The organism is Methylococcus sp. S1M (genome assembly GCF_051295855.1).
Taxonomy (GTDB): Bacteria; Pseudomonadota; Gammaproteobacteria; order Methylococcales; family Methylococcaceae; genus Methylococcus; species Methylococcus capsulatus.
The window spans coordinates 440618-466121 of sequence record NZ_JBPDXO010000001.1; the positions used below are offsets into that span (position 1 = coordinate 440618).

Here is a 25504-nt window from a genome sequence, read left to right on the forward strand (position 1 = left end):
CCCCATGGCTCTACTAAAAGACAAAGATTTCGGCACGCCGCCCAGCACTTCCGACAAAATGGTCACCCTGGAAATCGACGGCTTCACCGCCACCGTGCCCGAAGGCACCTCGGTCATGCGGGCGGCCGCCAGTATCGGCATCGACATCCCCAAGCTCTGTGCCACCGACAGCCTGGAACCGTTCGGTTCCTGCCGTTTGTGCGTGGTCCAGATCGAAGGCGGGCGCGGGCTTCCAGCCTCCTGTACCACGCCCGTGTTCGAGGGCATGAAGGTCGTGACCCAGAACGACCGGCTGGCCCAGATCCGCCGCGGCATCATGGAGCTGTACATCTCCGATCACCCCCTCGATTGCCTGACCTGTTCCGCCAATGGCAACTGCGAGCTCCAGGACATGGCCGGCGTGGTCGGTCTGCGGGAAGTACGCTACGGCTACGAAGGTGCCAACCATTTCGATGCGAAAAAGGACCTGAGCAATCCGTACTTCCAGTTCGAGCCCTCCAAGTGCATCGTCTGCTCGCGCTGTGTCCGCGCCTGCGAACAGACCCAGGGCACCTTCGCTCTCACCATCGACGGCCGCGGCTTCGAGTCCAAGATCTCACCCGGACAGAACCAGGCCTTCATGGATTCCGAGTGCGTCTCCTGCGGCGCCTGTGTCCAGGCCTGCCCGACCGCGACACTCATCGAGAAATCCGTGGTCGAAAAGGGCCAGGCCGATCATTCGATCATCACGACCTGTGCTTATTGCGGGGTCGGCTGTTCGTTCAAGGCGGAGATGAAGGGTTCCGAGGTCGTACGGATGGTCCCGGACAAGAACGGCCAGGCCAACCATGGCCATTCCTGCGTCAAAGGCCGCTTCGCCTTCGGCTATGCGACCCATCCGGACCGCATCACCTCGCCGATGATCCGCAAGAGCATCCATGATCCCTGGCAGAAAGTGAGCTGGGAAGAGGCGATCAACTATGCCGCCTCGGAATTCAAGCGCATCCAGGCCAAATACGGCAAGGATTCGGTCGGAGGACTCACCTCCAGCCGCTGCACCAACGAGGAGGCCTACCTGGTGCAGAAGCTGGTCCGCGCCGCTTTCGGCAACAACAACGTCGACACCTGCGCCCGCGTCTGCCACTCACCCACCGGTTATGGCCTCAAGCAGACCCTGGGCGAGTCGGCCGGGACCCAGACCTTCGACTCGGTGATGAAGTCCGACGTGATCATGGTCATCGGCGCCAATCCCACCGACGGCCATCCGGTGTTCGGCTCGCTGATGAAGAAGCGAGTGCGCCAGGGCGCCAGGCTCATCGTGGTGGACCCGCGCGACATCGACATGGTCCGCTCGCCGCACATCGAGGCCGATTATCACCTGAAGCTCAAGCCCGGCACCAATGTCGCCGTGGTCAACGCGCTCGCCCATGTCATCGTCAGAGAAGGACTGGTCGACGAAGCCTTCGTGAATGCGCGCTGCGAGGCGGAGTCCTTCAACAAATGGAAGGATTTCATCGCCCATGAACGCAACTCGCCGGAAGCCATGGAGTCCGTCACCGGCGTACCGGCACAGACCCTGCGCGAAGCGGCGCGGCTCTATGCCACCGGCGGCAATGCGGCGATCTACTACGGCCTGGGCGTCACCGAGCACAGCCAGGGCTCGACCACCGTGATCGCCATCGCCAACCTGGCCATGGCGACCGGCAACGTCGGCCGCGAGGGCGTGGGCGTCAATCCGCTGCGCGGGCAGAACAACGTGCAGGGTTCCTGCGACATGGGCTCCTTCCCCCACGAGCTGCCAGGTTATCGCCATGTCTCAGACAGCACGGTGCGGGCCCAATTCGAAGCGGCCTGGAACACCCGGCTGGATCCCGAACCAGGCCTGCGCATTCCCAACATGTTCGCAGCCGCGCTGGAGGGCAGCTTCAAGGGACTCTACTGCGAGGGTGAGGACATCGCCCAGTCCGACCCGGACACCCAGCACGTGTTCGCGGCGCTGGAGGCCATGGAATGCGTCGTCGTTCAGGATCTGTTCCTGAACGAAACCGCCAAGTTCGCCCACGTCTTCCTTCCCGGCGCCTCCTTCCTGGAAAAGAGCGGTACTTTCACCAATGCCGAACGACGCATTTCGCCGGTACGCCGGGTGATGCCGCCGCTGGCCGGTTACGAGGACTGGCAAGTGACGCAGATGCTGGCCAACGCCCTGGGTTATCCGATGAACTACAGCCATGCCTCGGAGATCCTGGACGAAATCGCCAGCCTGGTGCCGACCTTCAGCAAGGTCAGCTTCAAGCGCCTGGACGAGGTCGGCAGCCTGCAGTGGCCATGCAACGAGGAGGCGCCTAACGGCACGCCCACCATGCACGTCGACCATTTCGTGCGGGGGAAAGGCCGGTTCATGCTCACGGAATACGTCCCCACAGAGGAACGCACCAGCAGCAAATTCCCGCTGATCCTGACTACCGGCCGCATCCTGTCGCAGTACAACGTGGGCGCGCAAACCCGCCGCACTGCGAACACGGCCTGGCATTCGGAAGACCGTCTGGAGATCCATCCCCACGACGCCGAGAACCGGGGCATCAAGGACGGCGACTGGGTCGGCATCAAGAGCCGGCAGGGCGAGACGGTGCTGCGGGCGGTGGTTTCCGAGCGCATGCAACCCGGGGTGGTCTACACCACCTTCCACTTCCCGGAATCCGGCGCCAACGTCATCACCACCGACAATTCGGACTGGGCCACCAATTGTCCGGAGTACAAAGTCACTGCCGTGCAGGTTACCAAGGTCAATGCGCCTTCGGAGTGGCAGCAGAAATTCCGCAGCTTCACGGAAGAGCAATTGTCCTTCCTGGAAAAGGCCACGGCGGGCTGATTCGGGATGACGGATCCGGCCGCGACCGTCTCCGATCCGGTCCTTCGCCCGGGCAGCACAGAGGATGCGCCGGGTGCATGGATCCCGGAAGACGGCAGCCGGTCCAGCCACTGCCGGGTCACGGTCCAGCGCCTGCGTGACGGGGTCGTCAGCGTCGAAACCGACGAAGTGGCCGAGGAGGTGCCCGTTGCGCTGGTCTACAACGGGGTGCCGCATGTGGTCATGCTGGCGACGCCCCTGGACCTGGAGGATTTCGCGATCGGTTTCAGTCTGACCGAGGGCATCGTCCGCTCACCGTCCGAGATCCTGGCGGTCCGCCCCCACAACCGCAGCGAAGGCATCGAGGTGAGGCTACGCATCACCGAGGAGCGTTTCGCCGTCCTGCCGGGCAAGGAGCGCAATCTCACCGGGCGTACCGGCTGCGGCCTGTGCGGTTCGGCGACCCTGCAGCAAGCGGTGCGCCGCCCTCCGCGGGTGGGAGCGGGCGCTGTCGTGTCGATGGCCGATCTGCGCCGCGCCCAGGATGAACTGCGGGCACGACAGGACATCAATTCGCTGACCGGTGCGGTCCACGCCGCGGCCTGGATCGTGCCCGGTCGGGGGCTCGTCCATCTTCGGGAAGACGTGGGCCGCCACAATGCCTTGGACAAACTGATCGGGGTCTTGGCGAAAACCCGCACATCGCGCAACGACGGCTTCGTCCTGGTCACCAGCCGCGCCAGCTATGAGATGGTACAGAAATGCGCAGAGGCCGGCATCGGCTTCCTGGCCGCGATTTCGGCACCCACCGGCCTCGCCGTCCGGCTCGCGCTGGAAACCGGCCTGACCCTGGCCGGTTTCGTCCGCGGCGAGACATGCGTGGTTTATAGCCACCCCCACCGGCTGCTCGAACAATAAGCGAGTTTCCGACTCACAACACCCAAATGAAGGGGCCCTACCTGCATATGCACAGCGAAAATCTCGTCAAGATGGCAAACAACATCGGCGCCTTTTTCCAGGCGGAGCCCGACCACGCCGTAGCCGTTCAGGGCGTGGTCGATCATCTGCACAAGTTCTGGGAGCCCCGGATGCGCCGCCAGATCATCGCCCACCTCCAGGCCGGCGGCGAAGGACTGAGCCCGCTGGCACGTGAAGCCGTGGCCGTGCTCATGAACGAGCAACAGAAGAATGCGGCCTGACCGGTTTTCCACCACCGCGTAGCACCGGCACGCTCCCCTTCCGGCCCCGTCTTGCCGCGGGGTCGGTTTCATCCCCTGCAAGCCGGACAAGGATGCCGCGAGCGTCTTGCTTTTAATCGATACTTCCATAATCATAGAAAAATGGAATCGAAGTCCGTCGTGATTGCCCTTGCCGCCCTGGCGCAAGAATCCCGTCTGGCCGTATTCCGGTTGTTGATCCAGGCCGGGCCGGAGGGTTTTTCCGCCGGCCGAATCGCCGAAGCCCTGGGAATCGCCCCTTCATCGTTGTCCTTCCATCTCAAGGAGTTGGTCCATGCCGGTCTCGTCAGATCACGTCAGGAAAGCCGTTATGTCATCTATTCGGCGAATTTCGAGGTAATGAACGAGTTGATCGGGTTTTTGACCGAGAACTGCTGCCGCGGCGCCCCCTGTACGACGTCCACCCCGATTCGATGCGCTACCGATCAGGAGACTCCTGAATGAGCGAGAGAACCTACAACGTGCTTTTCCTGTGTACCGGCAATTCGGCCCGCAGCATCATGGCGGAGGCGCTACTCAACCATCTCGGCAAGGGACGTTTTCGTGCCTACAGCGCCGGCAGCCATCCGACCGGTCGCGTCAATCCGCTAGCGTTGGAACGACTGACCAAAGAAGGCGTTCCGGCGGACGAGGCACACAGCAAAAGCTGGGACGAGTTCGCTGTCCCAGGGGCACCGCCGCTGGATTTCGTCATCACGGTCTGCGATAACGCCGCCGGCGAAGTATGCCCGGTCTGGCCCGGCCAGCCGATCACCGCCCATTGGGGATTGCCCGATCCGGCGGCCGTCGAAGGTTCTGAAAGCGAGCGACGGTTCGCATTTGCCCAGACCTTCGCGCTTCTCGAACGGCGCATCACCCTGTTCACCGCCCTCAACCCCCACAGCCTGGAACGGCTCGCCCTGGAGCGGAAGCTTCGCGACATCGGACGGACGGCTTGACACAAGACGCACAGGAGCGCCGAGAGCCATCCAACCGGAAAGGTCAACCGCCATGCGCTGGCGACCTTGTGCAGGCACGGCGTACCTGCTGAAGGACCGGGCAGCAAATCCGGGGAGGCCAACGGCGATATGGTTTACTAACCCGGCCATCGAAGAGCGGTTGGTGATGCGACATCGGGCAGAATCTGTGTCCGGAAATCATCCTGTGAAGTCCAGGACGAAATGCGACGGCGGGCGCTACGGATGCGTACGGAATCGAAATCCTCTTGGAGGGAAATCGCGCGGGTGGTCGGTGTCGATATCGATACGGTGGGAGCGGAAGACGTCGACGGCCCACCTTGCGGCATCAGCATGCAACCGGAGCAAGCCAAGCAAGGCGAACAAGATGGGGTCGGCGGGTCCTTCCGCGGCGCTCAGGTTTCGCTCACCCGTTGGCGTCGGCTCCGGACCCGGCAGACGCGCCGGTGAGAAGCGCGCCGTCAAAGCGCGTTGATCGCTTCCCGCAGATTCCTTGCAGCGATGATGGAAACTCCCGGCACACCCTGCTTCGGCGCGTTCTTGGCGGGCACCAGGGCGTACTTGAAGCCGTGCTTGGCGGCTTCGCGCAGGCGCTCTTCGCCGTTGGGGACGGGACGGATTTCACCATTGAGACCGAGTTCGCCGAAGATGACCCACTCGCCGGGCACGGGGCGGTCGCGGAAACTGGAGACGACGGCGCAGGCGATGGCGAGGTCGCCGGCGGTTTCGGTGAGACGGACACCGCCGACCAGATTGACGAATACATCCTGAGCGGCGACCGGCACGCCGCCATGGCGGTGGAGCACGGCCAGCAGCATCGCCAGCCGGTTCATTTCCATGCCCACCACCAGCCGTCGCGGGGACTGGAGATGGGATTCGTCGACCAGGGCTTGGACTTCGACCAATAAAGGCCGGCTGCCTTCCCGGGTCACGGTGACGATGCTGCCCGGCATGTCCTCATCGCCTCGCGACAGGAAGATGGCCGAAGGGTTGCGGACTTCCTTGAGCCCGGTCTCGGTCATGGCGAAGACACCCAGTTCGTTGACCGCCCCGAAGCGGTTTTTGAACGAGCGCACCACCCGGTAGCGGCTGGAAGCGTCCCCCTCGAAATACAGCACGGTATCGACCATGTGCTCCAGCACCCGGGGGCCGGCCAGCGCGCCCTCCTTGGTGACGTGGCCGACCAGGAACACGGTGGTCGAACTCTGCTTGGCGTAGCGCACCAGTTGCGCCGCGCATTCCCGCACCTGCCCCACTGAACCGGGCGCGGACTGCAAGGCTTCACTGTATACGGTCTGGATCGAATCGACCACCAGCACCTCTGGCTTGTGCCGCTCCGCGGTGTCGAGGATGCGTTCCAGCGAGGTCTCGGCCAGTGCCTGAATGCCGTGACCGTCCAGTCCCAGGCGATGGGCCCGGAGACTGACCTGGCTGAGCGATTCCTCGCCGGTCACATACAGTGTGCGGGTGCTCCTTCCCAGATAGGCCAGGGTCTGCAACAGCAAAGTGGATTTGCCGATACCGGGATCGCCGCCCAGCAGGATCGCCGACCCCGGCACCACCCCGCCGCCGAGCACCCGGTCGAGCTCACCGAGGCCGCTGGTGATGCGCGAGAGGTCCTCGCGGGACACCTCGGCCAACGACACCGGCATGCTGCCCTCCGCCGCACCGGCGTAGCCGGCCAGACGCCTGCCGACCGCTGGCGCTTCGATTTCTTCGACCAGGGTGTTCCACTGGCCGCAGCCACCGCACTGGCCGGACCATTTGGGCTGACTCTGGCCACACCCGGTGCAGCGGTAGACCACCCTGCCCGCCTTGGACCCTCTGGCGGCGCTCAGGGCTTGCTCCCCGTCACCAGGGCATTGACCTCGTCGCGATAATGCACGCTCACCGGATGGAAGCCGATCTCCGCCATCGCGTCGAGGCCGGGAGCCAGCCGCATCACGCGGTCGGGCGATTCGTCGCTGAACAAATGGACGATCCAGTGCTCCAGCAGATCGATGCGGTTCAGTTCCCGGAATACCTTGAAATACTGTTTGACCTCTTCCTGGATGAGCCGGGTGTGTTCCAGGGTATCGTCCAATCCATAGCGGTCGCCGTTCACGAACAGCCCACCGGGCTTGAGCACGCGGAAGATTTCCTGCAGCACTTCGCGCCTGTAGCCGTTCATGAAGTTATGCAGGGTGAAGGCGGAAGCGATGACCTCGAAACTGTCATCGGCCTGGTCACGGAGAAACGACAGGGCATCGTTCTCGACCAGCCGCAAACGCCCCGCCTCGATCCAGGACGCCAGATTCGCCCCCGCCTGCACCAGCATGGACGGCTCGGAGTCGACGGCCGTCAGCGGCACCTCGTCCAGTGCCGCGAGCAAGGCTGCGGTCGTCACGCCGGTGCCGCAACCGAGTTCCAATGCGTCGTCCGGGACTGCCCGTCCGCGCAGCCATCCGGCCACGAACTCTCCTACGCGCCGGCTCATGTCCGCAGCAGCCGGACAGATCAATGCAAGCTTTTCGTACTCTTCGGCTATCGGGCCGGAAAACAGCCGCTCGGCAGTGTGCAAATTGGAAATCGCGTTCATGGGAACTGAAGACACCCCACCTTTGGAAGAAAACCGTGGCCCGCTTGATTTTTCATGCGGGCGCCGCAGATTATGGTAGCACTCAAACCAACCACGGGGATTCCCGCCATGCGCATCCTTTTGTTCCTGCTGACCAACGCCGCCGTACTGGTGCTGATCAGCATCGTTTTCAACGTGCTCGGCCTGGGCCAGTTGCTGGCACAGCAGGGCGTCAACCTGGATCTCGACAGCCTGCTGGTGTTCTCCGCCGTCATGGGCATGAGCGGGTCCTTCATCTCGCTGCTGATGTCCAAATGGATGGCGAAACAGTCCATGGGCGTCTTCGTCATCGAACGGCCGTCCAACAGTACCGAGAGCTGGCTGATCGACACCGTCGCCCGCCAGGCCCGGCAGCTCGGGCTCGGCATGCCGGAAGTCGGCATCTTCGACTCCCCCGAACCGAACGCCTTCGCCACCGGAGCCAGCAAGAACAGCTCGCTGGTCGCGGTCAGCACCGGCCTGTTGCAGAACATGAACCCGGACGAAGTCGAAGCCGTGCTCGGCCATGAGATGAGCCACGTCGCCAATGGCGACATGGTGACCATGGGCCTGCTCCAGGGTGTGGTCAACACTTTCGTATATTTCTTCGCCACGGTGGCCGGCCATCTGGTCGACCGGGTGCTGTTCCGCTCGGAGGACGACCGCGGCGGCTACGGCCCGGCTTATTACATCACCCAGATGATCGCGCAGATCATATTGTCGATCCTCGCCACCATGATCGTGATGTGGTTCTCGCGCTGGCGCGAGTTCCGCGCCGATGCCGGTGGCGCCCGCCTGGCCGGTCGAGGCAAGATGATCGATGCTCTGCGCGCACTCCAACGGGCACGGGAGCCGCACGACCTTCCCGGCCAGCTCGCTGCCTTCGGCATCAGCGGTGGCGGCGGCCTGAGCCGGCTGTTCATGAGCCATCCGCCGCTGGAAGAACGCATCGCCGCGCTGCAGAACCTGCGCTGAGCCACGCCTTCGGTGCCGTCCTGACCCTCTCCTCGTGCGAGGGGGTCAGCCATGGCGCCACATCTTGACGGCCGACAGCACCAGAATCGCCGCCAACACCGGCAACAGCCAGGCCATAGGAACCACACCGAGCAGCAGGCCGCCCAGCCAGACCCCGGCGAGCGATCCCAGGGCCATGAGGGCGATGAAACGGCGTTGCGCGGCGATCACCGCGAAGCTTCGGTCGCGACTGTAGCGGGTAAAGCTCGTCACCATGGTGGGCAGACTTACGGCGAGGGACAGGCTGCCGGCGAGTTTGAGGTCCAGTCCGAACAGCAGCACCAGGGTGGGTATGAGCAGTTCGCCTCCCGCAACACCCAGAACCGCCGCGACCATTCCGATGCCGACACCGGCCAGCGCACCGGCCAAGACCAGGGCGATGCCCTCCAGCCGGGCGGCCGATCCGGACTCCACATCATGCCCCCAAAGCAAGGCCGCTGCGATTCCCACCAACAGTACTGCTATTACCCGGTAGAGAATCCGCGACTGGAGCCGCGTCGCCCAACCAGCGCCGATCCAGGCCCCGCCGAGACTTCCGGACAGCAGCGTGAGGACGACGTCCCCATGCGACAGTACGCTGGAAAAGGGGACGGCGCCGGCGCGGAACGGCAAGGCGGCTGCCACTACGATGAGGCTCATCGCCTTGTTCAGTATGACCGCCTCCAGCGCACCGAAACCGAACAGACCGATCAGCAGAGGGAGCCGAAACTCTGCTCCGCCGATGCCGATCAGCCCCCCCAGCATACCGATCGCGGCACCGCTCCCGAACGCGGCGAACGGCGTACGGACATCTTGGGTTCTGGAAAGCATGTGCTGATTGCCCCCGGGCTTCGTGCTTGAGCCCAGGTCCCATAGGGATTGGAAAGTCCGCTCCGGCCCAGGTCTGGGACGGAGCGGCCGATTGCGTTTTAGGCCGCCACGCCGAGAATGACCGAGCCGGCCTTGAATACCGCCATCGCGGTCTGGCCCTCCGCCAGCCCCAATGCTTCAAGGCTGTCGTTGGTGATCGTCGCGGCCACGGTCTCGCCGCCGCCCAGATCGATGATGACGTCCGAATTGACCGCGCCCTTGTGAATGCGGCTCACGGTGCCGCTCAACTGGTTGCGGGCGGACAGGCGGTAGCCGGCGTCGTCCGTGACGACGATGACCTGGGGCGCCTTGACCAGCGCGACGGCATCGCCGCCCACCTTGACCCCGAGCTTCTCCACCGACTCCTTGGTGATCGCCGCAACGATGCTCTGTCCTCCTTTGAGTCCCACGGCCACTTCGGCATTGACCGCGCCGACGTTGACGGCTGTGATCTTGCCGAAAAACTGATTTCGTGCACTCGTTTTCATGACTCGACTCCTTTGCCTCGTTAGCCGCCAGACAATGTGATTTCCGGAAGTAGCGGCAACCTCCGTCACAGCGAACAGGGACGATACCGCCGCCGGTTCATTCCATCAAAGCGACGGACTTCACCTGGACCCATACCTCCTGGCCTCGGACGATGCCGAGCGCCGAGGCGGAGCGCTTCGTCAACCGCGCAAGCAATGGCGATTCTCCCACCCGAACCCGTACCAGCGCCAATCCCGGATGGTCTTCGTCCTCGATCGCATCCACCCGTCCCCGCAGCAGGTTGAGCACACTGGTTTCCTCCTGCCGTTGCCGGGCCAGGCTGACGTCGCGGGCCAGCACGCGCACCCTGATCTTGCGTCCCACCGGAATCCCCCTATCCCTGGTCCACAAACTGCCGCCGGGAAAATCCAAGCGCGCCAGATGCCAGGACTCGTCCCGCTCCCCCACCACGGCATCCAGCACGGCCCCGGCATCCTCGCCGAGCCGGATGGGCAGATCGAGCCGGGCGAGGGTTTCTTTCAGGGGCCCGGCGGCGATCACCCGCCCCTCCTCCATCGCAACGAGGTGATCCGCCAGCCTAGCCACCTCATCGGGAGAATGACTCACGTATAGGACCGGAATGTCGAGTTCGTCATGCAGGCGCTCGAGGTAGGGCAGGATTTCCTGCTTGCGCTTGAGATCGAGCGCAGCCAGCGGCTCGTCCATGAGCAGGACCCGCGGGCTGACGGCCAGCGCCCGGGCGATGGCGACACGCTGGCGCTCTCCGCCGGACAGCCGGTCCGGCTTGCGGTCGAGGAGATGGCCAATCCCCAGGAGTTCCACGGCCTGATCCAGGCTCACCCGTACCGGCCCCGACGCCCGCTTCATCCCGAAACGCAGATTGCCGAGCACGGTCAGATGAGGAAACAGGCTGGCCTCCTGGAAAACATAGCCCAGCGGCCGCTTGTGGGTAGGAACCCAGATTTTTTCATCCTGCCAGACTTCGCCGTTGAACGTCAGGCGGCCGGCCGAGACACGTTCGATGCCTGCAATGCAGCGCAGGAGCGTGGTCTTTCCCGAACCGGAATGGCCGAACAAGGCCGTCACTCCCCGTCCGGGCAAAGTGAGGTCGACGTCGAGCCGGAAACCCGGCCAGTCGATGTGAAAGCGCGCGTGAATGTCTTCCATGTCATCCGGCCTTCTTGGGATTGGGCCGCCAAGCATAGAGCGCCAGCAGAACCAGAAAGGAAAACATAAGCATCACCGCAGCCAGCCGGTGGGCCTGGGCATACTCCAACGCCTCGACATGGTCGTAAATCTGCACCGAGGCCACCCGCGTCACGCCCGGTATGTTGCCGCCTATCATCAGCACGACGCCGAACTCCCCGACGGTGTGGGCGAACGTCAGAATGGCGGCGGTGAGGAAGCCCGGCAGAGCCAACGGCAGTGCGACGCTGAAGAAAGCATCCATCGGCGCGGCACGCAGTGTCGCGGCCACTTCCAGCGGCCGGTCGCCGATGGCCTCGAAGGCGTTCTGCACCGGCTGAACCATGAAAGGCAATGAATAGAATACCGAGGCCAGCACCAGTCCCCAGAACGTGAACGGCAGCGGGCCGATGCCCAACTCTCGGGTCAGGTAACCGACCGGGCCATGTGGCCCCATCGCCAACAGCAGGTAGAATCCCAGCACCGATGGCGGCAGCACCAGGGGCAAGGCCACCACGGCGCCGATCGGCCCCTTCCATTTCGATCGCGTACGCGCCAGCCACCAGGCGATGGGCGTCCCGACGAGGAGCAGGATCGCGGTGACGATGCTCGCCAGCCTGACGGTGAGCCAGATCGCCTGCAGATCGCTGTCGGACAGGAACATCCCGGGGCTCCTATTTTTTCAGATTCTCGCCCGGCAGCACGAAACCGTACCGTGTCATCACGGCGCGAGCCGGCTTGCTACTCATGTAGTCGGCGAAACGTTTGGCCAAGGGATTGTTCTCCGCCCGCTTGGTGATGATGTAACCCTGTTCGAGAGGTTCATGCAGGGAATCCGGAATCAGCCAGTAGCCTCCCTTGTTCGCCAGCTCCGGATTCAGCGCGAGGGACAGCGCGATGATGCCGATCTGAGCGTTGCCCGTCTGTACGAACTGCGCCGTGGCCGCGATATTCTCGCCGTACACCAGTTTCGGCTCCACCTTGTCCCACATGCCCGCTGCACGCAATGCCTCTTCGGCCCGCTTGCCGTAAGGCGCATGCTTGGGGTTGGCGATGGCGATGCGGGCGATCTTGGGATCGGCAAGACTGGTCAGATTCATTTTGGTCGCATCGAGGGTCGCACTCCACAACACGATCCGGCCGAAAGCGTAAGGTTTGACTTCCGAGGCGGCCAAGCCTTTTTTCACCAGTTCACGGGGAAAATCGATGTCGGCGGAAAAATAGAGGTCGTAGGGCGCCCCCTCCTGAATCTGGGTGTGGAATTTGCCGGAGGAGCCATAGATCACCTCCACCTCCTCGCCGGCATTGGATTTCTTGAAGGTCGCGACGATCTCATCCATCGCGAATTTGAGATCGGCCGCCGCCGCGACCGTGATCTTCCCGGCGTGGGCTGCGCTGGTCGAGAGCAGGAAGCATGCGGCCAGTAGCGTTTTGATGAAGCTCATTGCATTTTCTCCTTGTTTTGTATTCGGGATCAAAGTTCGTAACCGTAGGCGCGAATGACCTGCCTGGCCGCATCACTTTTCAAATAAGTGAGGAGGGCCTGGGCGGCGGCGTTGTTTTTCCCTTTGACGAGCAACACCGCTTCCTGCTTGAGCTGCGGATACAGTTCCGTCGGCACCACCCAATACGATCCAGGCGCGAAACGGCCATCCTGATATATCTGCGACAAAGCGACGAAGCCCAGCTCCGCGTTACCGCTGGCCGTGAACTGGTAGGCTTGCGTGATGCTCTCTCCCAGCACGAACTTGGACTCGAGCGCCGCAGCCACACCCAGCTTGTTCATGACCTCGACCGCCGCAGCGCCGTAAACAGCCATCTTCGGGTTCGCCAGCGCCAAATGCTGGAACGCACCCCGTTTGAGTACCTCCCCTTTGTCGTCGACGACACCGGGCTTGGCGCTCCACAGCACGAGCTTGCCGATGGCATAGGTGAAGCGGCTTGCAGGGATCGCCAGCCCGTCCTTCTCCAAGCGACTCGGGGTTTCGGCATCGGAAGAAATCAGCACGTCGAAAGGCGCATCGTTCTTGATCTGTGCGTAGAACTTTCCGACCGTGCCGTAGGCGATCACCGCCTTATGCCCGCTCGCCTTCTGGAAAGCCGAGGCGATCTTTTCCATCGGGCCGGTGAAATTGGCGGCGACGGCCACGTTCACCTCGGCACCCCAGGATTCCGGAATAACCAGGACGCACAAATGCAACAGCAGAATTTTCAGGGATTTCATGGCACATTTCTCCAAAGTGTGAGCAGGCGTTCCCTCCCGCAGAGTCGTTCACCCCGGCGATGGAAGCTCGCCGGACGCACCAGGACGATTCCTGGCTCGATCGTTTTTTTTGGATATATCGATGAACGTATCTTGCCGGGGACTGCGGCTATCTTACACGCCGACTGGAGAGTCGATCATATTACAGTTTGGAAACAAATCGTTGATGAATCGCCGTATCGCCTTTTTCACGGCCACGCCTTACCCTTCCAGGTGAAAGGTTTTTTCGCCGTTCAGACGGCAATGGCTTTCCAATCGTTATATCCACACCAACATTTCGAATCGATAACACCCAATGCCCAAGGAATCCGTCACATGAGAGCCAGACGACTGCCCCCCTTGCTGATGGCTGCAGGCCCTGCCTTGCTTCAGACACCGGCGCTTGCCGCGATGACCATGGAAGAACGTTTGCAGGCCATGGAGCAGCGCATGCTGCAGCTCGAAAAGAAACTGGACAAGTCCGAGCAGGAAAACGCCGACCTGAGACAAAAACTGGCGGCAACGCAAAGGGTCGTTGCCGCAACCGCCAGTGCTGGCGCCAGACCCGCCAAACCGGCAGGCGAACAGACCGACAAATCGGCCCAGGCCAAGGCCGACAAAGAACTGGAAAGCTGGGTCAGCAGCTTCCAGCAATGGCCGACCGAAGGCTTCTACCCCAACAAGGTCACTGAACTGCACGAGCGGGTCACGACCCTGGAAAAAGCCACTGAAGCCCAGAAGGCCGCAGCGGAGGAGAAAGCCAAGAAAAGCACGCTCATGGAGATCGGCGACCGCGGCATCGCCTGGTCTTCCGCCGACGGCAACTACAAGCTCGCCCTGCGCGGCTACCTGCAGACCGATTTCCGGGCTTTCTTCGACGGCTCCAACAAGACCAAGAATCCGGGCTCGAATCTCACCGATTCGGCGTTGATCCGGCGCGCCCGCCTTACCCTGGAAGGCCAGCTGTTCAAATGGGTCGACTGGCGGGTATCGCCCGATTTCGCCAACAGCCAGCTCCAGTTGTTCGACGCATTCATCGACGCCCATTACATCCCGGAAGCCGCCCTGCAGGTGGGAAAGATGCGCGTGCCCATGAGTTTGGAACGCTACAAGACCGCGACCAACCTGGATTTCGTGGAGCGTGGATATCCCGCCCAGATCGCGCCCAACCGCGACGTCGGCGCCATGCTCCACGGACAGATCGGCTATCCGGGATACAAGCCTCAGTACTCGATCCAGCCGGTGTTCCGCGACTGGATTTCCTACGAGTTCGGCTGGTTCAACGGCACCGGCGACAGCACGCCGGTCAGCCAGAGCGACGTGGAAGTAGACCAAGAGAAGGACATCGCCGCCCGCATCTTCTCCCATCCCTTCCTCAAGAGCGGCATCGAACCGCTGGAGGGCCTGGGGATCGGCGTCGCCGGCACCTGGGGCAACCCGATCAACCAAACGCTCAACAAGCTGATCAGCGTCGGCCAGCAGACCATCTTCAACTACGGCGGCAGCGGCACCAACACCTCGTCGGTCGTCGCCAACGGCAACGCCTACCGCTATTACCCGCAGGCCTACTGGTACTATGGTCCGTTCGGCCTGCTCGGCGAATACATCTGGACCAACCATGAGGTGCTGGCCACGAGCACTTCTGGCACCAAGTCCACCACTTACGAGACCAGCATGAACAACCGGGCGTGGAACCTGGAGGCCAGCTATGTGCTCACCGGGGAACGGGACGGGTTCTTCGGTATCAAGCCCCAGAACAATTTCGATCCGCTGGCGGGCAACTGGGGCGCTTTCGTGCTCGCCGGCCGCTGGACCGGCCTCACCATGGACTCCCACGCCTTCGAGCCGTTCAAAGGCGCGAATGGCAAGGACGCCACCCTCGCCAACCCGCTCACCTCTGTCTCGGGCGCCAATACCTTCACTACGGCACTCAACTGGTATCTGAACCCGTTCATGAAGTTCCAGACCGATTACAGCAACACCTGGTTCACCGGCGGCGGCGGATTGAAGGGCGAAAATCGCCGGCAAGAACAGGCATGGTTTACGCGGTTTCAGATCGCGTTTTAGGTGTTCGCCCCGGCAGGCGTGCCGCATGCCGCTTGCGGTATGTTTTCATGGACGGACTCGAAGACCATCTCCTCAAGGTGTTGCGATGGGAACGAAGCACGCACGACCGGGTGCCGAGGAACGAGCGACGATCATGCCGATGCGAGGAGAGGGGGACAGCGGGCGTGGCTCCGCTCCCACGCCGTGTCGCGCACCATCGCCGGTCAGCCGGGAACCCATGCGCAAGACGCTGCCCCATGACCCGGGCGAGGAAACGGGCCGACACCGGGAGCGGACCGGCGCGGCAGGCACGGCCCCCCTCGCCTGATCCGCCCATTTCGTCATCAAGGAACGCCCCTTCCTTCCGCCGGCCCGCCGCTGTATGAGCTGGAAATGGCGGAAACCGGGGGCGATGCCACCGAGCGCCTCATCGACGGCCTGCAGCTCATCGCCTACAATCCCCTCGAGCGCAAGCCGGGCGACCCGCGACCCCGCTATCGACTCGACCCGGCCGCCCCAGCCAGCAGGGAGGATTTCCCCCCACCCACTGGTGCGCACCCATCCCGAGAGCGGCAGGACGCTGCCGTATCTCGGCGCAGCCACCGAAATCGCCGGCTGGGAGCCGCGGGAGAGCGTAGCCCTGATAGAGCGGTCGCTGGCACACCCGCTGGACCCGCGTCTCGCCTATCGCCACCGGCGGCGCGTGGGCGGCATCGTGTGCCGGGACGACCAGGCCGCCGTGCTTGTGCGAACCCCGTTTCCCGTTGAATCGCGGCGCGTGCGCAAGCGCACCGGCTTGGCGGGAGGATGGCCCCTCTGAACCATCGATCGAAAACCATGAGCTCGATCCCAACGCTACTCGCTTCACGTTACGGCAGGCATGAACCCGTGCCGGCCATCGCCGCGAACGCTGTCCTGGAACACCTGCTTTCCCACCGATCGGTCCGCGCCTACACCGCCGAGCCCTTGGCGCCTGGCACGCTGGAAGCCCTGGTCGCTGCGGCTCAATCCGCCGCCAGTTCGTCCAACCTCCAGCTCTGGAGCGTGGTCGCGGTCGAAGACGGCGCGCGGCGCGCCCGCCTCGCCGAGCTTGCCGGCAACCAGACCCACATCGTCCAGGCGCCGTTGTTCCTGGTCTGGCTGGCCGACCATGCCCGTCTGCGGCGGATCGCCGCCCGGCGCGGCATCGCCGCCGAGGGACTGGACTATCTGGAGATGTACACCATGGCCGTGGTCGACGCCGCCCTGGCGGCGCAGAACGCCGTGGTCGCCGCGGAATCGCTGGGGCTGGGCACGGTCTACATCGGCGCGATGCGCAACCACCCGGAACGGGTGGCGGCGGAACTCGGCCTGCCTCGGGGGGTTTTCGCCGTCTTCGGCCTGTGCGTCGGCCACCCCGACCCGGCCGCCCTCCCCGCCATCAAGCCGCGTCTGCCCCAGAACGCGGTGCTGCACCGGGAAACCTATGCCCTGGAAAGCCAGGACGAGGCGGTGGAGCGTTACAACGCCGCGATGTCGGAGTTCTATGCCGAACAGAACATGGCGGTCGGGGGTGACTGGTCGAAACACTCCGCCTCGCGCATCTCCGGTCCTGCCAAGCTGTCCGGCCGCGACCGGCTCAAGGCGGCTCTGAACGCCCTCGGCTTCGAACTGCGCTGACATGGACGGCCTTGCCCTCAGATTGAAGATCGTCCAGGCCGGCGAACCGGTGCTGCGGCAGCGGGCGCGTCCCTTGAGCCCGGAAGAAATCCGCAGCGCCGCGGTCCAGGCACTGATCGGGCACATGCGCGAGACGATGCGCGACGCGCCGGGCGTGGGACTCGCCGCGCCGCAGATCGGCCAGGGTCTGCAACTGGCCGTCATCGAAGACCGCGCCGACTACCATAGGGGCCTGTCGGCCGAGGAACTGGCGGCGCGAGGACGCGAACCGGTACCCTTCCACGTCATCGTCAACCCGGAAATCGTCGCCCGCTCGGAAGAGACCGACGTCTTCCACGAAGGCTGCCTCAGCCTCGCGGGCTTCAGCGCACGGGTGGAGCGTGCCCGCTGGGTGCGGGTATCCTGCCTGGACCACCGGGGGGAACCGCAGACCGTCGAGGCCAGCGGCTGGTATGCCCGCATCCTGCAGCACGAGATCGACCACCTGCACGGGAGGCTCTACATCGACCGCATGGACCCATGCAGTTTCACTACCCAGCCCAACCACGTCCGTTACGGCGACATCGAAACCAGCTGATAGCAACGGCGGGCTGCCAAGCCGGCAGCATTACCACAACGACACATGGAACCGAGGCCAATTGCGCCCCGGGGGTGGAGCCGGGGTCGAGGCAATGGGATGAACCGTGACCTTTCGGGCTCATGGACTGGCGGACCCATGCCAAACCGCGACGCGAGCGGTTTCCGGAACGGCCATGAGCGTAGCGCCAGGACTCTACGAACAACTGACCGGGGCGGGCGAGGACAAGACGCGCGTCAAACCGATCGCCGAAGTCTTCGAGCATCTGGAGGACCGCTGTTCCCAGTCGAAGGACGTGGCGACCGCCGGTCAGGTGCGCGAGACCGGATTACGGCAGCAGAAGGAAATCGAGGAGGGGGAAGTGCGTCTGACCCAGGCCATCCATCGTCAGACCCTCGGGGTGGTCGGTTCCGTCGGGAATGGTCCGGCTGCTGGAATGGTTCCTCGCTCGCCCGTCTGCCCGACCCATAGGGGAACGTCACCACCGAACCGAAGCGATACTCAGGCGGCCATGTTCTGCTGTTCCAATACGGCGTTCTCCGCCAAGGTTTCCTGGATCAGCGTCTTGACTTCCAGCGCGCATTTCCCGCACTGGCTGCAGGCGTCCAGGCGCGTCCGCAAGGTGCGCAGATTGTACGCGCCGTGGCGAGTGACGACTTCCCGAACCTGGCGGTCAGTGACGCTCCTACAGATGCAGACATACATAAGGATGGGCCTCAAGACTGGAGACGAGCTTAGAATATCAGAACTGAGAACGTTTCTCAAACAAGAAACGGAAAAAATTTTGTTCCCGAATCGGCAAGACAGCATTCCCCATCCGGCGACCGAAACGGTACCTAAACCCTCTCTTCCGTTTGGCTTTGCAGATAATTCTCCAGACCGATGCTCTCGATCAGCCGAAGCTGGATCTCCAGCCACAGACAGTGATCCTCCTCGGTGTCGTCGAGCAGAACCTGCAGGATACGCCGGGTCTCGTAGTCGCCCTTTTCCTCACACAGGCCGATCACCTCGCGGAGATGGCCGATGACGGCGTGTTCGACGCCGAGGTCGTTCCTCAGCATCTCCGGCACGTTCCGTCCGACATGGATCGGATCCCGGGCACCCACGTCCGGAACCCCTTCCAGGAACAGGATACGCCGGATCAGCGCGCTGGCATGAGCCTGCTCCTCCTGCATTTCGTGGGCGGTGTGCTCATACAGCGCATGAAAACCCCAGTCCCGATACATCATCGCGTGGATGAAATACTGGTCGATCGCGGCGAGCTCGCCCGCCAGCAGCCGATTCAGCGCCGTTATCACCTCAGGCTGACCTTGCATTTCCCCATCTCCCGAAACGCCGCCCTTCAGGGCCTTTGTGGTTGTCGTACGTAATTGAAACAGAATTACGTATACTAGTCAGCCAGAAAAAGCCCTGCCACATTCGAACCTACGCCCGATCCGCGGCGCACGCAAAAAGAAGACCACCACATCGGCGACCGGACCACCTGAACCAATGAACGAAATCGAGTACGAACTGCGCGAACGGGATCTGCTGGCTTTCAGCGATCATCAGATACGGGAGACCAAGGCGCTGAAGAAGCGGCGGCAACGGCATCAGGCCACGATCCCGGCATTTTTCGTCGCCATTTCGCTGTTTCTCTGGTTCTATTACCAGGACATGGTATCCGCAGCCTACGTGGGCGTCATAGCGCTGGCATGGGGCTTTCTGGTCCCTGCCTACATACGCTGGACCACCCGCAAACAGCTGCTCGCGATGTACTCGCAGGAAGACAAGCGCCGCATCCTGGGTCGCTACCGGCTGAGCGTGGCCAGGGACGCGCTGATCGAAAAGAAGCTGGACGGCGAGGAGACTCGGATTCCCTGGAGTGAAATCCTGCGGATCGAACTCACCGACAAATACGCGTTCATTTTCGTCGCGATCGACGAGGCGTTGATCGTACCACGGGCCACGACCAATGCGGCAAAGCTGCGCGATTTCGTAAAGGCGGCGGACGAACGGATCGCCGCGGCGGACTGAAGCGGCCGTGTCTGTCTCACGATGATCGAGTTTCACGAGGTCACCCTCAGGATCGGCGGCCGGAGCCTGTTCGAGCACGCCTCGTTCAACATCTTTCCCGGCCAGAAAGTCGGCGTGACCGGCGCCAATGGCGTCGGCAAGTCCAGCCTGTTCGGGTTGGTGACCGGGAGCAGGCAGACCGACGCCGGCGAAGTCCGGCTCCCGCCGAACTGGGTCATCGCCCATGTCGCCCAGGAAACGCCATCGGACGCACGGGCTGCGATCGAGTTCATCATGGATGGCGACACCGAGCTGCGGGAAGTCGAACGCGAGATCGCCTCGGCCGAAGCCTCCGGAGACGGCCTTGCACTGGCCCGCGCCCATGCCCGTTACGAGGCGATCGGCGGCTATCAGGCCAGAGCCAAGGCCGGGCGGTTGCTCGCCGGTCTGGGCTTCGCAGCGGGCGACGGGGAGCGTCCGGTCGACGCCTTTTCTGGCGGCTGGCGCATGCGGCTCGCGCTGGGCCGCGCGCTGATGGGCCGCTCGGATCTCCTGCTGCTCGACGAGCCCACCAACCACCTCGACCTCGATGCCGTGCTGTGGTTGCAGGAATGGCTGGCCGGCTATCCCGGCACCCTGCTGTTCGTCTCGCACGACCGCGACTTCCTCGACGGTCTGGCCGATCACATCCTCCATATCGAAAACGGCCAGGTCATTCTCAACACGGGCAATTTTTCGGACTTCGAACGAGCGCGGGCCCAGCGGCTGGCGCAGAACCAGGCGGCGTTCCGCCGGCAGCAGGCCGAGATCGCCCGCCTGCAGGGGTTCGTCGACCGGTTCCGTGCCAAGGCGACCAAGGCGCGCCAGGCCCAGAGCCGGCTCAAACTGCTGGCGAAGATGGAGGTCATTTCACTGGCCCATGTGGATTCCCCCTTCGAATTCGCCTTCCGCCCGCCGGAAAAACTGCCCCGTCCGTTGCTGCAGACCGAAGACGTCACGGTGGGATACGAAGGCGTTACGCTCTTGGAAAACATCGGGCTGTCGCTGATGCCGGGCGACCGGGTCGGCCTGCTGGGCCGCAACGGCGCCGGCAAATCGACCTTGATCAAGCTGCTGGCTGGGCTGCATCCGCCCTTGAGCGGTGAGCGCCGGGTTTCAGGCGAACTGCGACTGGGATATTTCGCCCAGCATCAGGTGGAACTGCTGCGCCCCGCGGAAAACGCCGTGTTCCATGTCCAGAGTCTGGACGACAAGGCTTCCGAAAAGGACATCCGCAATTTCCTCGGCGGCTTCGGCTTCAGCGGCGAACGGACTTTCGAACCCGTCGCCGGGTTTTCAGGCGGCGAGAAAGCCCGACTGGTGCTGGCCCTTCTCGTCTACCAGCGACCCAACCTCCTGTTGCTGGACGAACCGACCAACCATCTGGATCTGGAGATGCGGCTGGCGCTGATCCGGGCACTGCAGGATTTCGAAGGTGCGGTCGTGCTGGTGTCGCACGACAGCTACCTGCTGCGCGCGGTGGCAGATGATTTCTTCCTGGTCGCCGATGGCAGGGTCACCCCATTCGACGGTGATCTGGACGACTACCGCGCCTGGCTCCGCAACCGCGCCTCCTCCAACTCCAGCGGCGCCGAGGACCACCGCGACGCGGGGACGTCCCGCCGCGAAACCCGGCGGGCCGATGCCGAAAGACGACAGCGGCTCCGGCCTTTGCGCCTGCAGCTCGAACGTGCCGAAGCGGAACTGGAGCACTGCTTGAAGCGGCGGGAAGAACTCGAATCCCAGTTGGCCGATCCCGGTCTTTATGCCGAGGAGGCCAGGGACCGGCTCAAACGCCTGCTGCTGGAGAAGGCCGAGGCGGAAGCTTCACTGGTCCGCGCCGAAGCAGCCTGGTATGCCGCCAGCGAAGCGCTGGAACAGGCACAGCTGCAGACCGACATGGCCTGAATCCGGAGAAGACCCCGCATGCCGCTGATCCGACTGTTCATCGAAATCTGCCTGTTCCGCAAAGGGCCTCAGGATGTCCCACGGTCCCTTCTGCTGCTGTGGCTCACGGCGGCAGCCTACCTCCTCGTCGGCTTCATCCTGCTCGGGCTGGAAGTGGACTGGCTGCCGGCAGTCGTCGAGTCGCTGGCGGAACTGGCGATGCTCCTCGGTTTCGTCTGGCTGCTGCTGGCCCTCTTCAAAAAAACGCCACGCTGGCAGAAGACGGTCATCGCCATGCTCGGCAGCGACGTCGTCATCAGCGCGCCCGCCATCCCTCTGGTGGGCTGGACCTTGGCGGTGCCCGACGCCGCCGGTATCCACCTCATGTTGTTCGGCATGATGCTCTGGCACGTCGCCGTCGTCGCGCACATCTTCCGGCATGCGCTGTCCCAACCCTGGGCCACCGGCTTGCTGCTCGCCGTCGCGTATGTGGCGGGAAGCTACAGTGTCATGATGACGCTGTTCCCCCCTACGTCCGTTTGACGGCATCGGCAATCCTCGCCTTCCGCCTTGCTCCTCTCACGGCACACAGTCGCTCCCGGCACATGACCGCATTCCTGCGCCAGCCTCATCACCGTTACCAGGACCCCCTGGCGCGGATCTGGATCGCCTGCGCCGAAAACGTCGGCTTCCGCATTGCGCGCAGCTCCGAGGTGTATGCATCCACGGACGGACAAGGCACGATTCTGATCGGCAGCGACGATTTGCTCGACCCGGACGATTCCCTCGCGCAGATGATCTTCCACGAGCTGTGCCACGCGCTGGTGGAGGGCGAGGCCGGTGAGGCCCAAGTGGATTGGGGCCTGGACAACACCAGCAACCGGCACCTGTGGCGCGAGCATGCCTGCCTCCGGCTGCAGGCCTATCTCGCCGACGGCGTGGGCCTGCGCGATTTTTTCGCCCCCACCACCGACTTTCGCGTCAAATTCTGGCCCACCCTCGGTGACGACCCGATGACGGCTCCGTCGGACAGAGGCGGCCGCCGCGAGCCTTCCTGTGTCGCCGCCCGGCTGGCCGCCTGGCGCGCATCGCAGCCGCGCTGGGCTCCGCACCTTCAAGCCGCTCTGGCGGCGACCGCGGCCATTGCTGGCGTCGTTCCCCGCCACATCCGAAGCGATGACGCCGGCGAGGAGCGAATGACTTCCCTGTGGAGCACGGTGGTACCGCCCCCTCCTCTGCATCCGGCGGGCCATGCCGCCGTCGCTCGCTACCCGGCGGACAAGGGCTGCGCCAGCTGCGCCTGGTCATATGTCGCTCGCCAGGGGATTCGCTGCCGGCATGCGCCGAAAGTGCGCCTCGCTCCGGATGCGCCGGCCTGCATGCGCTGGGAGCCCGCGAAAGATCTCGATTGCCTCACGTGCGGCGCCTGCTGCCGGGAAGCCTACCAAGCGGTGGAATTGTCGACTCGCGAACCACTCGTCCGCCTGCATCCCGACCTGGTCGTCGTCGCCGGGAAACGCCGGAAACTGCGCCGCGATGGCGAGCGCTGCGCCGCCCTGACGGGCGGCAACGATCCCGCCCAATCCTATGCCTGCCGGATCTATGAAGACCGCCCCCGCACCTGCCGAGATTTCACACCCGGCAGTGCGAATTGTCTGGACGCCCGCCGGAGAGTCGGCCTGTCCTTGTGACGGCGGGTCCAAACACCGAGTGGGACGCTTGAAGCAAGGCCATTGGAAGGGTGGGCTTGAATATCGATGAGCAGCTCGACCGGGTCGGTCCCCTCGGGACGACATGGGCGGAACAGGCCAGGGGTGTTCTCGTGCCTGCCGCGCCGGCCGGGACGGTGGGGATCGGCGAAACGGACCGTCACGCCGGTCCGCTTCTCGTGTCGGCCCGTTTCCTCGCCCGGGTCATGGGTCAGCGTCTTGCGCATGGGCTCCTACATGCGATCGACGGCCGCGGTCGATCCCTCCGGGGCCGCCCGGGCGGCTGGCGCGCTCGACCCACGTGCCCGCCGTGGAGCGATTCGCCGCCTCCTCGATGAGGTCGCCTTCCCCCTGTCCAGGAACCCTGCGGTCCTCGATTTCCCGGGGACGCGCATGCAAGCTCTCCCCCACCGGGAATCCGGCCAAGCCGATCCGCCCCGCAGTTGCGAAGGAAAGGCCGGGAAGAATGACGGCAGGCCATTTTGTCCACTCAGCGCTGATCGTTTCCGCCTGGCGGGATATGGTCTTCTGGCAATGCCCGACACCCACCTTCACATGAAATATCCCGCGTCACGCCATTGGCGTCAGTGCCCCGCATTCCTGGGAACGATGAACCTGGCAGAGGTACGATTTGTCTTGTACCCATGGTCGTAAGCCTGCCCGTTAAACTCCAAATGGGTGTCGGCGGGACGGCCAAGGGTTATCTTGAACGGGGCCTTTCCCTGGACGGTCTTGACCTGCCCCTCGGTCACGTTTTCAAAAAGAAGTTTTTTTCCCTCGGCATCCGTGACGCTGGCCCAGGACTCCCCCGAAAAGCTCAGGGTTAGAGTATCCACCTCCGGCTGCAGCGGCTGTGGAGAGGGCTGCGGTTGCATCGACGGATACGGCGAAGCGGCCGGCGAGCCAAGCGCGTCGGCCGCTGCCATTGGGTTCGAGGCGGGGGCAGGCCCGCCGGTGGGGGGCGCTACCTCCTCCCTCCCGGGCATGGCGGTCCCGTTCACAGCCGGTTCCACCGGTACCGGTTCGGAAAGCTCGACCGGGGATGGAGCCTCCCCGGAAATCTGCGACGAACGCCAATGCTGGTAGCCCCAGATACCCGCCATGCCCAGCAGGACCAGTCCCAGCGGACCAAACCAGGAGGTGGGGCTCGCCTCGCTCTGGCCGCGCACCACGGATCCCGGCTCGGGATCCGATCCCCCCACGGCGACTCGGTTGTAGGCATCGACGATTTCCTGCTCCGGCAGTCCCAGCAAGCGCGCGTAACCGCGCAGATAGCCGCGCACGAAAGCCGGAGGCGGCAGGCTGGCATAATCGTCGCGCTCCAGAGCACCGACGGTCCCCACGGACAGGTGCAGTTCGCGTGCCACCTTGTCGATCCCCTGCCTCCGTGCCTCGCGGGCGGCTCGAAGCCGCTGCCCAGCGCTCTCTCCTCCCGGCCGTTCTGCGAGACCGTCATTCGTGTCGCCCATGTCGTCGTTCCGCCTTCCGAAAAACGAATAATTGTAAGCGCCCGCCCGTCTGCGCATTCAAACGCATACGGTCACGCCTTTGCAAGTTCGATTCCGTCCCTGCTTTCCTGAGTGCAAGGCGCCTTGCGTGCCACGTCCCTTCCCGAGGTGTCAGAATAGCCGCACCGGACGATCGTTCCGGCGTGAGGCTGCGTGGTCTCCCTTGCCCAGATGACAAAGGGCCGTGGGCCCGCATACAAAATCTTGAGGAGAAAACTATGGAACTCGGCAACTGTGTCCATTGCGGAACCAAAATCTCCGCGCCAGCAAGCATCTGCCCAGGCTGCGGAAAATCGGCCGAATCATCCGCCGGTGAAAACGAACCTCCCATCCGGAAGCTCGGCGGAAAATTCCAGGCCATCGGCATCCTGGCTCTTGCAGCCGGCATCGTGGCCACCCTGGGCGGCGCCTGGTGGGGACCGGCGCTCGCGATGCCGGGCGTGGTGTTGTTCATGCTTGGAAAAATGTAAGCGAATGCGGGCACGAAGGGAGGGAGCCCCTTCGTGTTCCTGAAGCAGCAGCCGACGGAGCGCGCCGGCGCGCGCAACCGGTCAATCGGACATACCGCCGTATTGATGACATTTCTGAGGCACGGCTCGACACCCGGGGAGACATGAGACATGCTAGACAGCCGTCATGGCATGTTCCGACGCGCGGCCGGCGAAACACGCCCCCACCAGGACCTTCA

26 protein-coding genes are annotated in these 25504 nt (G+C 63.8%); 15 read left to right on the plus strand and 11 right to left on the minus strand.

Annotated elements, in window-relative coordinates:
- Nucleotides 1-4: 4 nt before the first annotated feature.
- From fdhF to ACSHWJ_RS01960, 5 genes are all read left to right on the plus strand, one after another.
- Nucleotides 5-2848 (plus strand): formate dehydrogenase subunit alpha, encoded by a 2844-nt coding sequence (gene fdhF / locus ACSHWJ_RS01940; RefSeq protein ID WP_432539203.1) that lies wholly within the window; start codon nucleotides 5-7, stop codon nucleotides 2846-2848.
- Nucleotides 2849-2854: 6 nt separating this feature from the next.
- The gene (fdhD, locus tag ACSHWJ_RS01945) at nucleotides 2855-3745 is read left to right on the plus strand and encodes a formate dehydrogenase accessory sulfurtransferase FdhD (RefSeq protein ID WP_432539204.1); all 891 of its coding nucleotides are present in this window, start codon (nucleotides 2855-2857) and stop codon (nucleotides 3743-3745) included.
- A gap of 26 nt (nucleotides 3746-3771) precedes the next feature.
- Nucleotides 3772-4026, plus strand: coding sequence for a formate dehydrogenase subunit delta (locus tag ACSHWJ_RS01950; protein WP_017364606.1), 255 nt, complete (start codon nucleotides 3772-3774; stop codon nucleotides 4024-4026).
- Between the two features lie 141 nt (nucleotides 4027-4167).
- Nucleotides 4168-4509 carry an ArsR/SmtB family transcription factor gene (locus ACSHWJ_RS01955; protein ID WP_017364605.1) on the plus strand — a complete coding sequence of 114 codons (342 nt, stop codon included), beginning with the start codon at nucleotides 4168-4170 and terminating at the stop codon, nucleotides 4507-4509.
- The gene (locus ACSHWJ_RS01960) at nucleotides 4506-5003 is read left to right on the plus strand and encodes an arsenate reductase ArsC (protein WP_432539205.1); all 498 of its coding nucleotides are present in this window, start codon (nucleotides 4506-4508) and stop codon (nucleotides 5001-5003) included. The genes ACSHWJ_RS01955 and ACSHWJ_RS01960 overlap by 4 nt, the downstream gene beginning before the upstream one ends.
- Before the next feature lie 479 nt (nucleotides 5004-5482).
- Here the strand turns inward: ACSHWJ_RS01960 and radA are convergent, their stop codons facing one another.
- Nucleotides 5483-6826 (minus strand): DNA repair protein RadA, encoded by a 1344-nt coding sequence (gene radA / locus ACSHWJ_RS01965; RefSeq protein ID WP_432539206.1) that lies wholly within the window; start codon nucleotides 6824-6826, stop codon nucleotides 5483-5485.
- A gap of 29 nt (nucleotides 6827-6855) precedes the next feature.
- Nucleotides 6856-7599, minus strand: a complete 744-nt coding sequence (locus ACSHWJ_RS01970) for a class I SAM-dependent methyltransferase (protein ID WP_432539207.1) — start codon at nucleotides 7597-7599, stop codon at nucleotides 6856-6858.
- 108 nt (nucleotides 7600-7707) lie between these two features.
- Here ACSHWJ_RS01970 and htpX point away from each other — a divergent pair, with 108 nt between their 5' ends.
- Nucleotides 7708-8592: a protease HtpX gene (gene htpX, locus ACSHWJ_RS01975; protein ID WP_010960660.1), complete on the plus strand. Its 885-nt coding sequence runs from the start codon at nucleotides 7708-7710 to the stop codon at nucleotides 8590-8592.
- A gap of 45 nt (nucleotides 8593-8637) precedes the next feature.
- On the opposite strand, the gene ACSHWJ_RS01980 is transcribed toward htpX, so the two are convergent.
- The 6 genes from ACSHWJ_RS01980 to modA (ACSHWJ_RS02005) all read right to left on the minus strand — a co-directional run bounded on the left by ACSHWJ_RS01980 (nucleotide 8638) and on the right by modA (ACSHWJ_RS02005) (nucleotide 13378).
- The gene (locus ACSHWJ_RS01980; protein ID WP_041360995.1) at nucleotides 8638-9441 is read right to left on the minus strand and encodes a sulfite exporter TauE/SafE family protein; all 804 of its coding nucleotides are present in this window, start codon (nucleotides 9439-9441) and stop codon (nucleotides 8638-8640) included.
- Nucleotides 9442-9539: 98 nt separating this feature from the next.
- Nucleotides 9540-9968, minus strand: coding sequence for a TOBE domain-containing protein (locus ACSHWJ_RS01985; protein ID WP_218797673.1), 429 nt, complete (start codon nucleotides 9966-9968; stop codon nucleotides 9540-9542).
- A 97-nt stretch (nucleotides 9969-10065) separates the two neighbouring features.
- A complete protein-coding gene (gene modC / locus ACSHWJ_RS01990; protein WP_010960657.1) occupies nucleotides 10066-11136 on the minus strand; it encodes a molybdenum ABC transporter ATP-binding protein in 1071 nt (356 codons plus the stop codon).
- A 1-nt stretch (nucleotide 11137) separates the two neighbouring features.
- Entirely contained in the window at nucleotides 11138-11818 is a 681-nt protein-coding gene (modB, locus tag ACSHWJ_RS01995) for a molybdate ABC transporter permease subunit (RefSeq protein WP_010960656.1), read from the minus strand.
- A 10-nt stretch (nucleotides 11819-11828) separates the two neighbouring features.
- The gene (gene modA, locus ACSHWJ_RS02000; protein ID WP_017364598.1) at nucleotides 11829-12599 is read right to left on the minus strand and encodes a molybdate ABC transporter substrate-binding protein; all 771 of its coding nucleotides are present in this window, start codon (nucleotides 12597-12599) and stop codon (nucleotides 11829-11831) included.
- A gap of 29 nt (nucleotides 12600-12628) precedes the next feature.
- Entirely contained in the window at nucleotides 12629-13378 is a 750-nt protein-coding gene (gene modA / locus ACSHWJ_RS02005; RefSeq protein WP_218797672.1) for a molybdate ABC transporter substrate-binding protein, read from the minus strand.
- 354 nt (nucleotides 13379-13732) lie between these two features.
- Here modA (ACSHWJ_RS02005) and ACSHWJ_RS02010 point away from each other — a divergent pair, with 354 nt between their 5' ends.
- The 4 genes from ACSHWJ_RS02010 to def all read left to right on the plus strand — a co-directional run bounded on the left by ACSHWJ_RS02010 (nucleotide 13733) and on the right by def (nucleotide 17678).
- Nucleotides 13733-15463 (plus strand): porin, encoded by a 1731-nt coding sequence (locus ACSHWJ_RS02010; RefSeq protein WP_432539208.1) that lies wholly within the window; start codon nucleotides 13733-13735, stop codon nucleotides 15461-15463.
- 391 nt (nucleotides 15464-15854) lie between these two features.
- Nucleotides 15855-16262: a TauD/TfdA family dioxygenase gene (locus ACSHWJ_RS02015; protein ID WP_432539209.1), complete on the plus strand. Its 408-nt coding sequence runs from the start codon at nucleotides 15855-15857 to the stop codon at nucleotides 16260-16262.
- A gap of 17 nt (nucleotides 16263-16279) precedes the next feature.
- Nucleotides 16280-17101, plus strand: coding sequence for an NADPH-dependent oxidoreductase (locus ACSHWJ_RS02020; RefSeq protein WP_218800032.1), 822 nt, complete (start codon nucleotides 16280-16282; stop codon nucleotides 17099-17101).
- A gap of 1 nt (nucleotide 17102) precedes the next feature.
- A complete protein-coding gene (gene def, locus ACSHWJ_RS02025; RefSeq protein WP_432539210.1) occupies nucleotides 17103-17678 on the plus strand; it encodes a peptide deformylase in 576 nt (191 codons plus the stop codon).
- A gap of 501 nt (nucleotides 17679-18179) precedes the next feature.
- On the opposite strand, the gene ACSHWJ_RS02030 is transcribed toward def, so the two are convergent.
- A complete protein-coding gene (locus ACSHWJ_RS02030) occupies nucleotides 18180-18383 on the minus strand; it encodes a (2Fe-2S)-binding protein (protein ID WP_010960648.1) in 204 nt (67 codons plus the stop codon).
- 131 nt (nucleotides 18384-18514) lie between these two features.
- Nucleotides 18515-18994, minus strand: coding sequence for a bacterioferritin (bfr, locus tag ACSHWJ_RS02035; RefSeq protein ID WP_218800030.1), 480 nt, complete (start codon nucleotides 18992-18994; stop codon nucleotides 18515-18517).
- 175 nt (nucleotides 18995-19169) lie between these two features.
- Between bfr and ACSHWJ_RS02040 the strand changes: the two genes are divergently transcribed.
- The 4 genes from ACSHWJ_RS02040 to ACSHWJ_RS02055 all read left to right on the plus strand — a co-directional run bounded on the left by ACSHWJ_RS02040 (nucleotide 19170) and on the right by ACSHWJ_RS02055 (nucleotide 23290).
- Nucleotides 19170-19694: a YcxB family protein gene (locus ACSHWJ_RS02040; protein WP_017364120.1), complete on the plus strand. Its 525-nt coding sequence runs from the start codon at nucleotides 19170-19172 to the stop codon at nucleotides 19692-19694.
- A 21-nt stretch (nucleotides 19695-19715) separates the two neighbouring features.
- Nucleotides 19716-21620 carry an ATP-binding cassette domain-containing protein gene (locus tag ACSHWJ_RS02045; protein ID WP_432539211.1) on the plus strand — a complete coding sequence of 635 codons (1905 nt, stop codon included), beginning with the start codon at nucleotides 19716-19718 and terminating at the stop codon, nucleotides 21618-21620.
- A gap of 18 nt (nucleotides 21621-21638) precedes the next feature.
- Nucleotides 21639-22142: a hypothetical protein gene (locus ACSHWJ_RS02050; protein ID WP_010960645.1), complete on the plus strand. Its 504-nt coding sequence runs from the start codon at nucleotides 21639-21641 to the stop codon at nucleotides 22140-22142.
- Nucleotides 22143-22204: 62 nt separating this feature from the next.
- On the plus strand, nucleotides 22205-23290 hold the full coding sequence (locus ACSHWJ_RS02055) for a YkgJ family cysteine cluster protein (protein WP_010960644.1): 1086 nt from the start codon (nucleotides 22205-22207) through the stop codon (nucleotides 23288-23290).
- A gap of 602 nt (nucleotides 23291-23892) precedes the next feature.
- Here ACSHWJ_RS02055 and ACSHWJ_RS02060 read toward each other — a convergent pair.
- Nucleotides 23893-24777 (minus strand): RodZ domain-containing protein, encoded by an 885-nt coding sequence (locus tag ACSHWJ_RS02060; RefSeq protein ID WP_432539212.1) that lies wholly within the window; start codon nucleotides 24775-24777, stop codon nucleotides 23893-23895.
- A gap of 257 nt (nucleotides 24778-25034) precedes the next feature.
- Here ACSHWJ_RS02060 and ACSHWJ_RS02065 point away from each other — a divergent pair, with 257 nt between their 5' ends.
- Nucleotides 25035-25286 carry a hypothetical protein gene (locus ACSHWJ_RS02065; protein WP_017365922.1) on the plus strand — a complete coding sequence of 84 codons (252 nt, stop codon included), beginning with the start codon at nucleotides 25035-25037 and terminating at the stop codon, nucleotides 25284-25286.
- The last annotated feature ends 218 nt before the right edge of the window (nucleotides 25287-25504 follow it).

Coding starts and splice junctions, on each gene's coding strand:
- fdhF (WP_432539203.1), top strand. CDS start 5: ATGGCTCTACTAAAAGACAAAGATTTCGGCACGCCGCCCAGCACTTCC.
- fdhD (WP_432539204.1), top strand. CDS start 2,855: ATGACGGATCCGGCCGCGACCGTCTCCGATCCGGTCCTTCGCCCGGGC.
- ACSHWJ_RS01950 (WP_017364606.1), top strand. CDS start 3,772: ATGAAGGGGCCCTACCTGCATATGCACAGCGAAAATCTCGTCAAGATG.
- ACSHWJ_RS01955 (WP_017364605.1), top strand. CDS start 4,168: ATGGAATCGAAGTCCGTCGTGATTGCCCTTGCCGCCCTGGCGCAAGAA.
- ACSHWJ_RS01960 (WP_432539205.1), top strand. CDS start 4,506: ATGAGCGAGAGAACCTACAACGTGCTTTTCCTGTGTACCGGCAATTCG.
- ACSHWJ_RS01970 (WP_432539207.1), bottom strand. CDS start 7,599: ATGAACGCGATTTCCAATTTGCACACTGCCGAGCGGCTGTTTTCCGGC.
- htpX (WP_010960660.1), top strand. CDS start 7,708: ATGCGCATCCTTTTGTTCCTGCTGACCAACGCCGCCGTACTGGTGCTG.
- ACSHWJ_RS01980 (WP_041360995.1), bottom strand. CDS start 9,441: ATGCTTTCCAGAACCCAAGATGTCCGTACGCCGTTCGCCGCGTTCGGG.
- ACSHWJ_RS01985 (WP_218797673.1), bottom strand. CDS start 9,968: ATGAAAACGAGTGCACGAAATCAGTTTTTCGGCAAGATCACAGCCGTC.
- modC (WP_010960657.1), bottom strand. CDS start 11,136: ATGGAAGACATTCACGCGCGCTTTCACATCGACTGGCCGGGTTTCCGG.
- modB (WP_010960656.1), bottom strand. CDS start 11,818: ATGTTCCTGTCCGACAGCGATCTGCAGGCGATCTGGCTCACCGTCAGG.
- modA (WP_017364598.1), bottom strand. CDS start 12,599: ATGAGCTTCATCAAAACGCTACTGGCCGCATGCTTCCTGCTCTCGACC.
- modA (WP_218797672.1), bottom strand. CDS start 13,378: ATGAAATCCCTGAAAATTCTGCTGTTGCATTTGTGCGTCCTGGTTATT.
- ACSHWJ_RS02010 (WP_432539208.1), top strand. CDS start 13,733: ATGAGAGCCAGACGACTGCCCCCCTTGCTGATGGCTGCAGGCCCTGCC.
- ACSHWJ_RS02015 (WP_432539209.1), top strand. CDS start 15,855: ATGCCACCGAGCGCCTCATCGACGGCCTGCAGCTCATCGCCTACAATC.
- ACSHWJ_RS02020 (WP_218800032.1), top strand. CDS start 16,280: ATGAGCTCGATCCCAACGCTACTCGCTTCACGTTACGGCAGGCATGAA.
- def (WP_432539210.1), top strand. CDS start 17,103: ATGGACGGCCTTGCCCTCAGATTGAAGATCGTCCAGGCCGGCGAACCG.
- ACSHWJ_RS02030 (WP_010960648.1), bottom strand. CDS start 18,383: ATGTATGTCTGCATCTGTAGGAGCGTCACTGACCGCCAGGTTCGGGAA.
- bfr (WP_218800030.1), bottom strand. CDS start 18,994: ATGCAAGGTCAGCCTGAGGTGATAACGGCGCTGAATCGGCTGCTGGCG.
- ACSHWJ_RS02040 (WP_017364120.1), top strand. CDS start 19,170: ATGAACGAAATCGAGTACGAACTGCGCGAACGGGATCTGCTGGCTTTC.
- ACSHWJ_RS02045 (WP_432539211.1), top strand. CDS start 19,716: ATGATCGAGTTTCACGAGGTCACCCTCAGGATCGGCGGCCGGAGCCTG.
- ACSHWJ_RS02050 (WP_010960645.1), top strand. CDS start 21,639: ATGCCGCTGATCCGACTGTTCATCGAAATCTGCCTGTTCCGCAAAGGG.
- ACSHWJ_RS02055 (WP_010960644.1), top strand. CDS start 22,205: ATGACCGCATTCCTGCGCCAGCCTCATCACCGTTACCAGGACCCCCTG.
- ACSHWJ_RS02060 (WP_432539212.1), bottom strand. CDS start 24,777: ATGGGCGACACGAATGACGGTCTCGCAGAACGGCCGGGAGGAGAGAGC.
- ACSHWJ_RS02065 (WP_017365922.1), top strand. CDS start 25,035: ATGGAACTCGGCAACTGTGTCCATTGCGGAACCAAAATCTCCGCGCCA.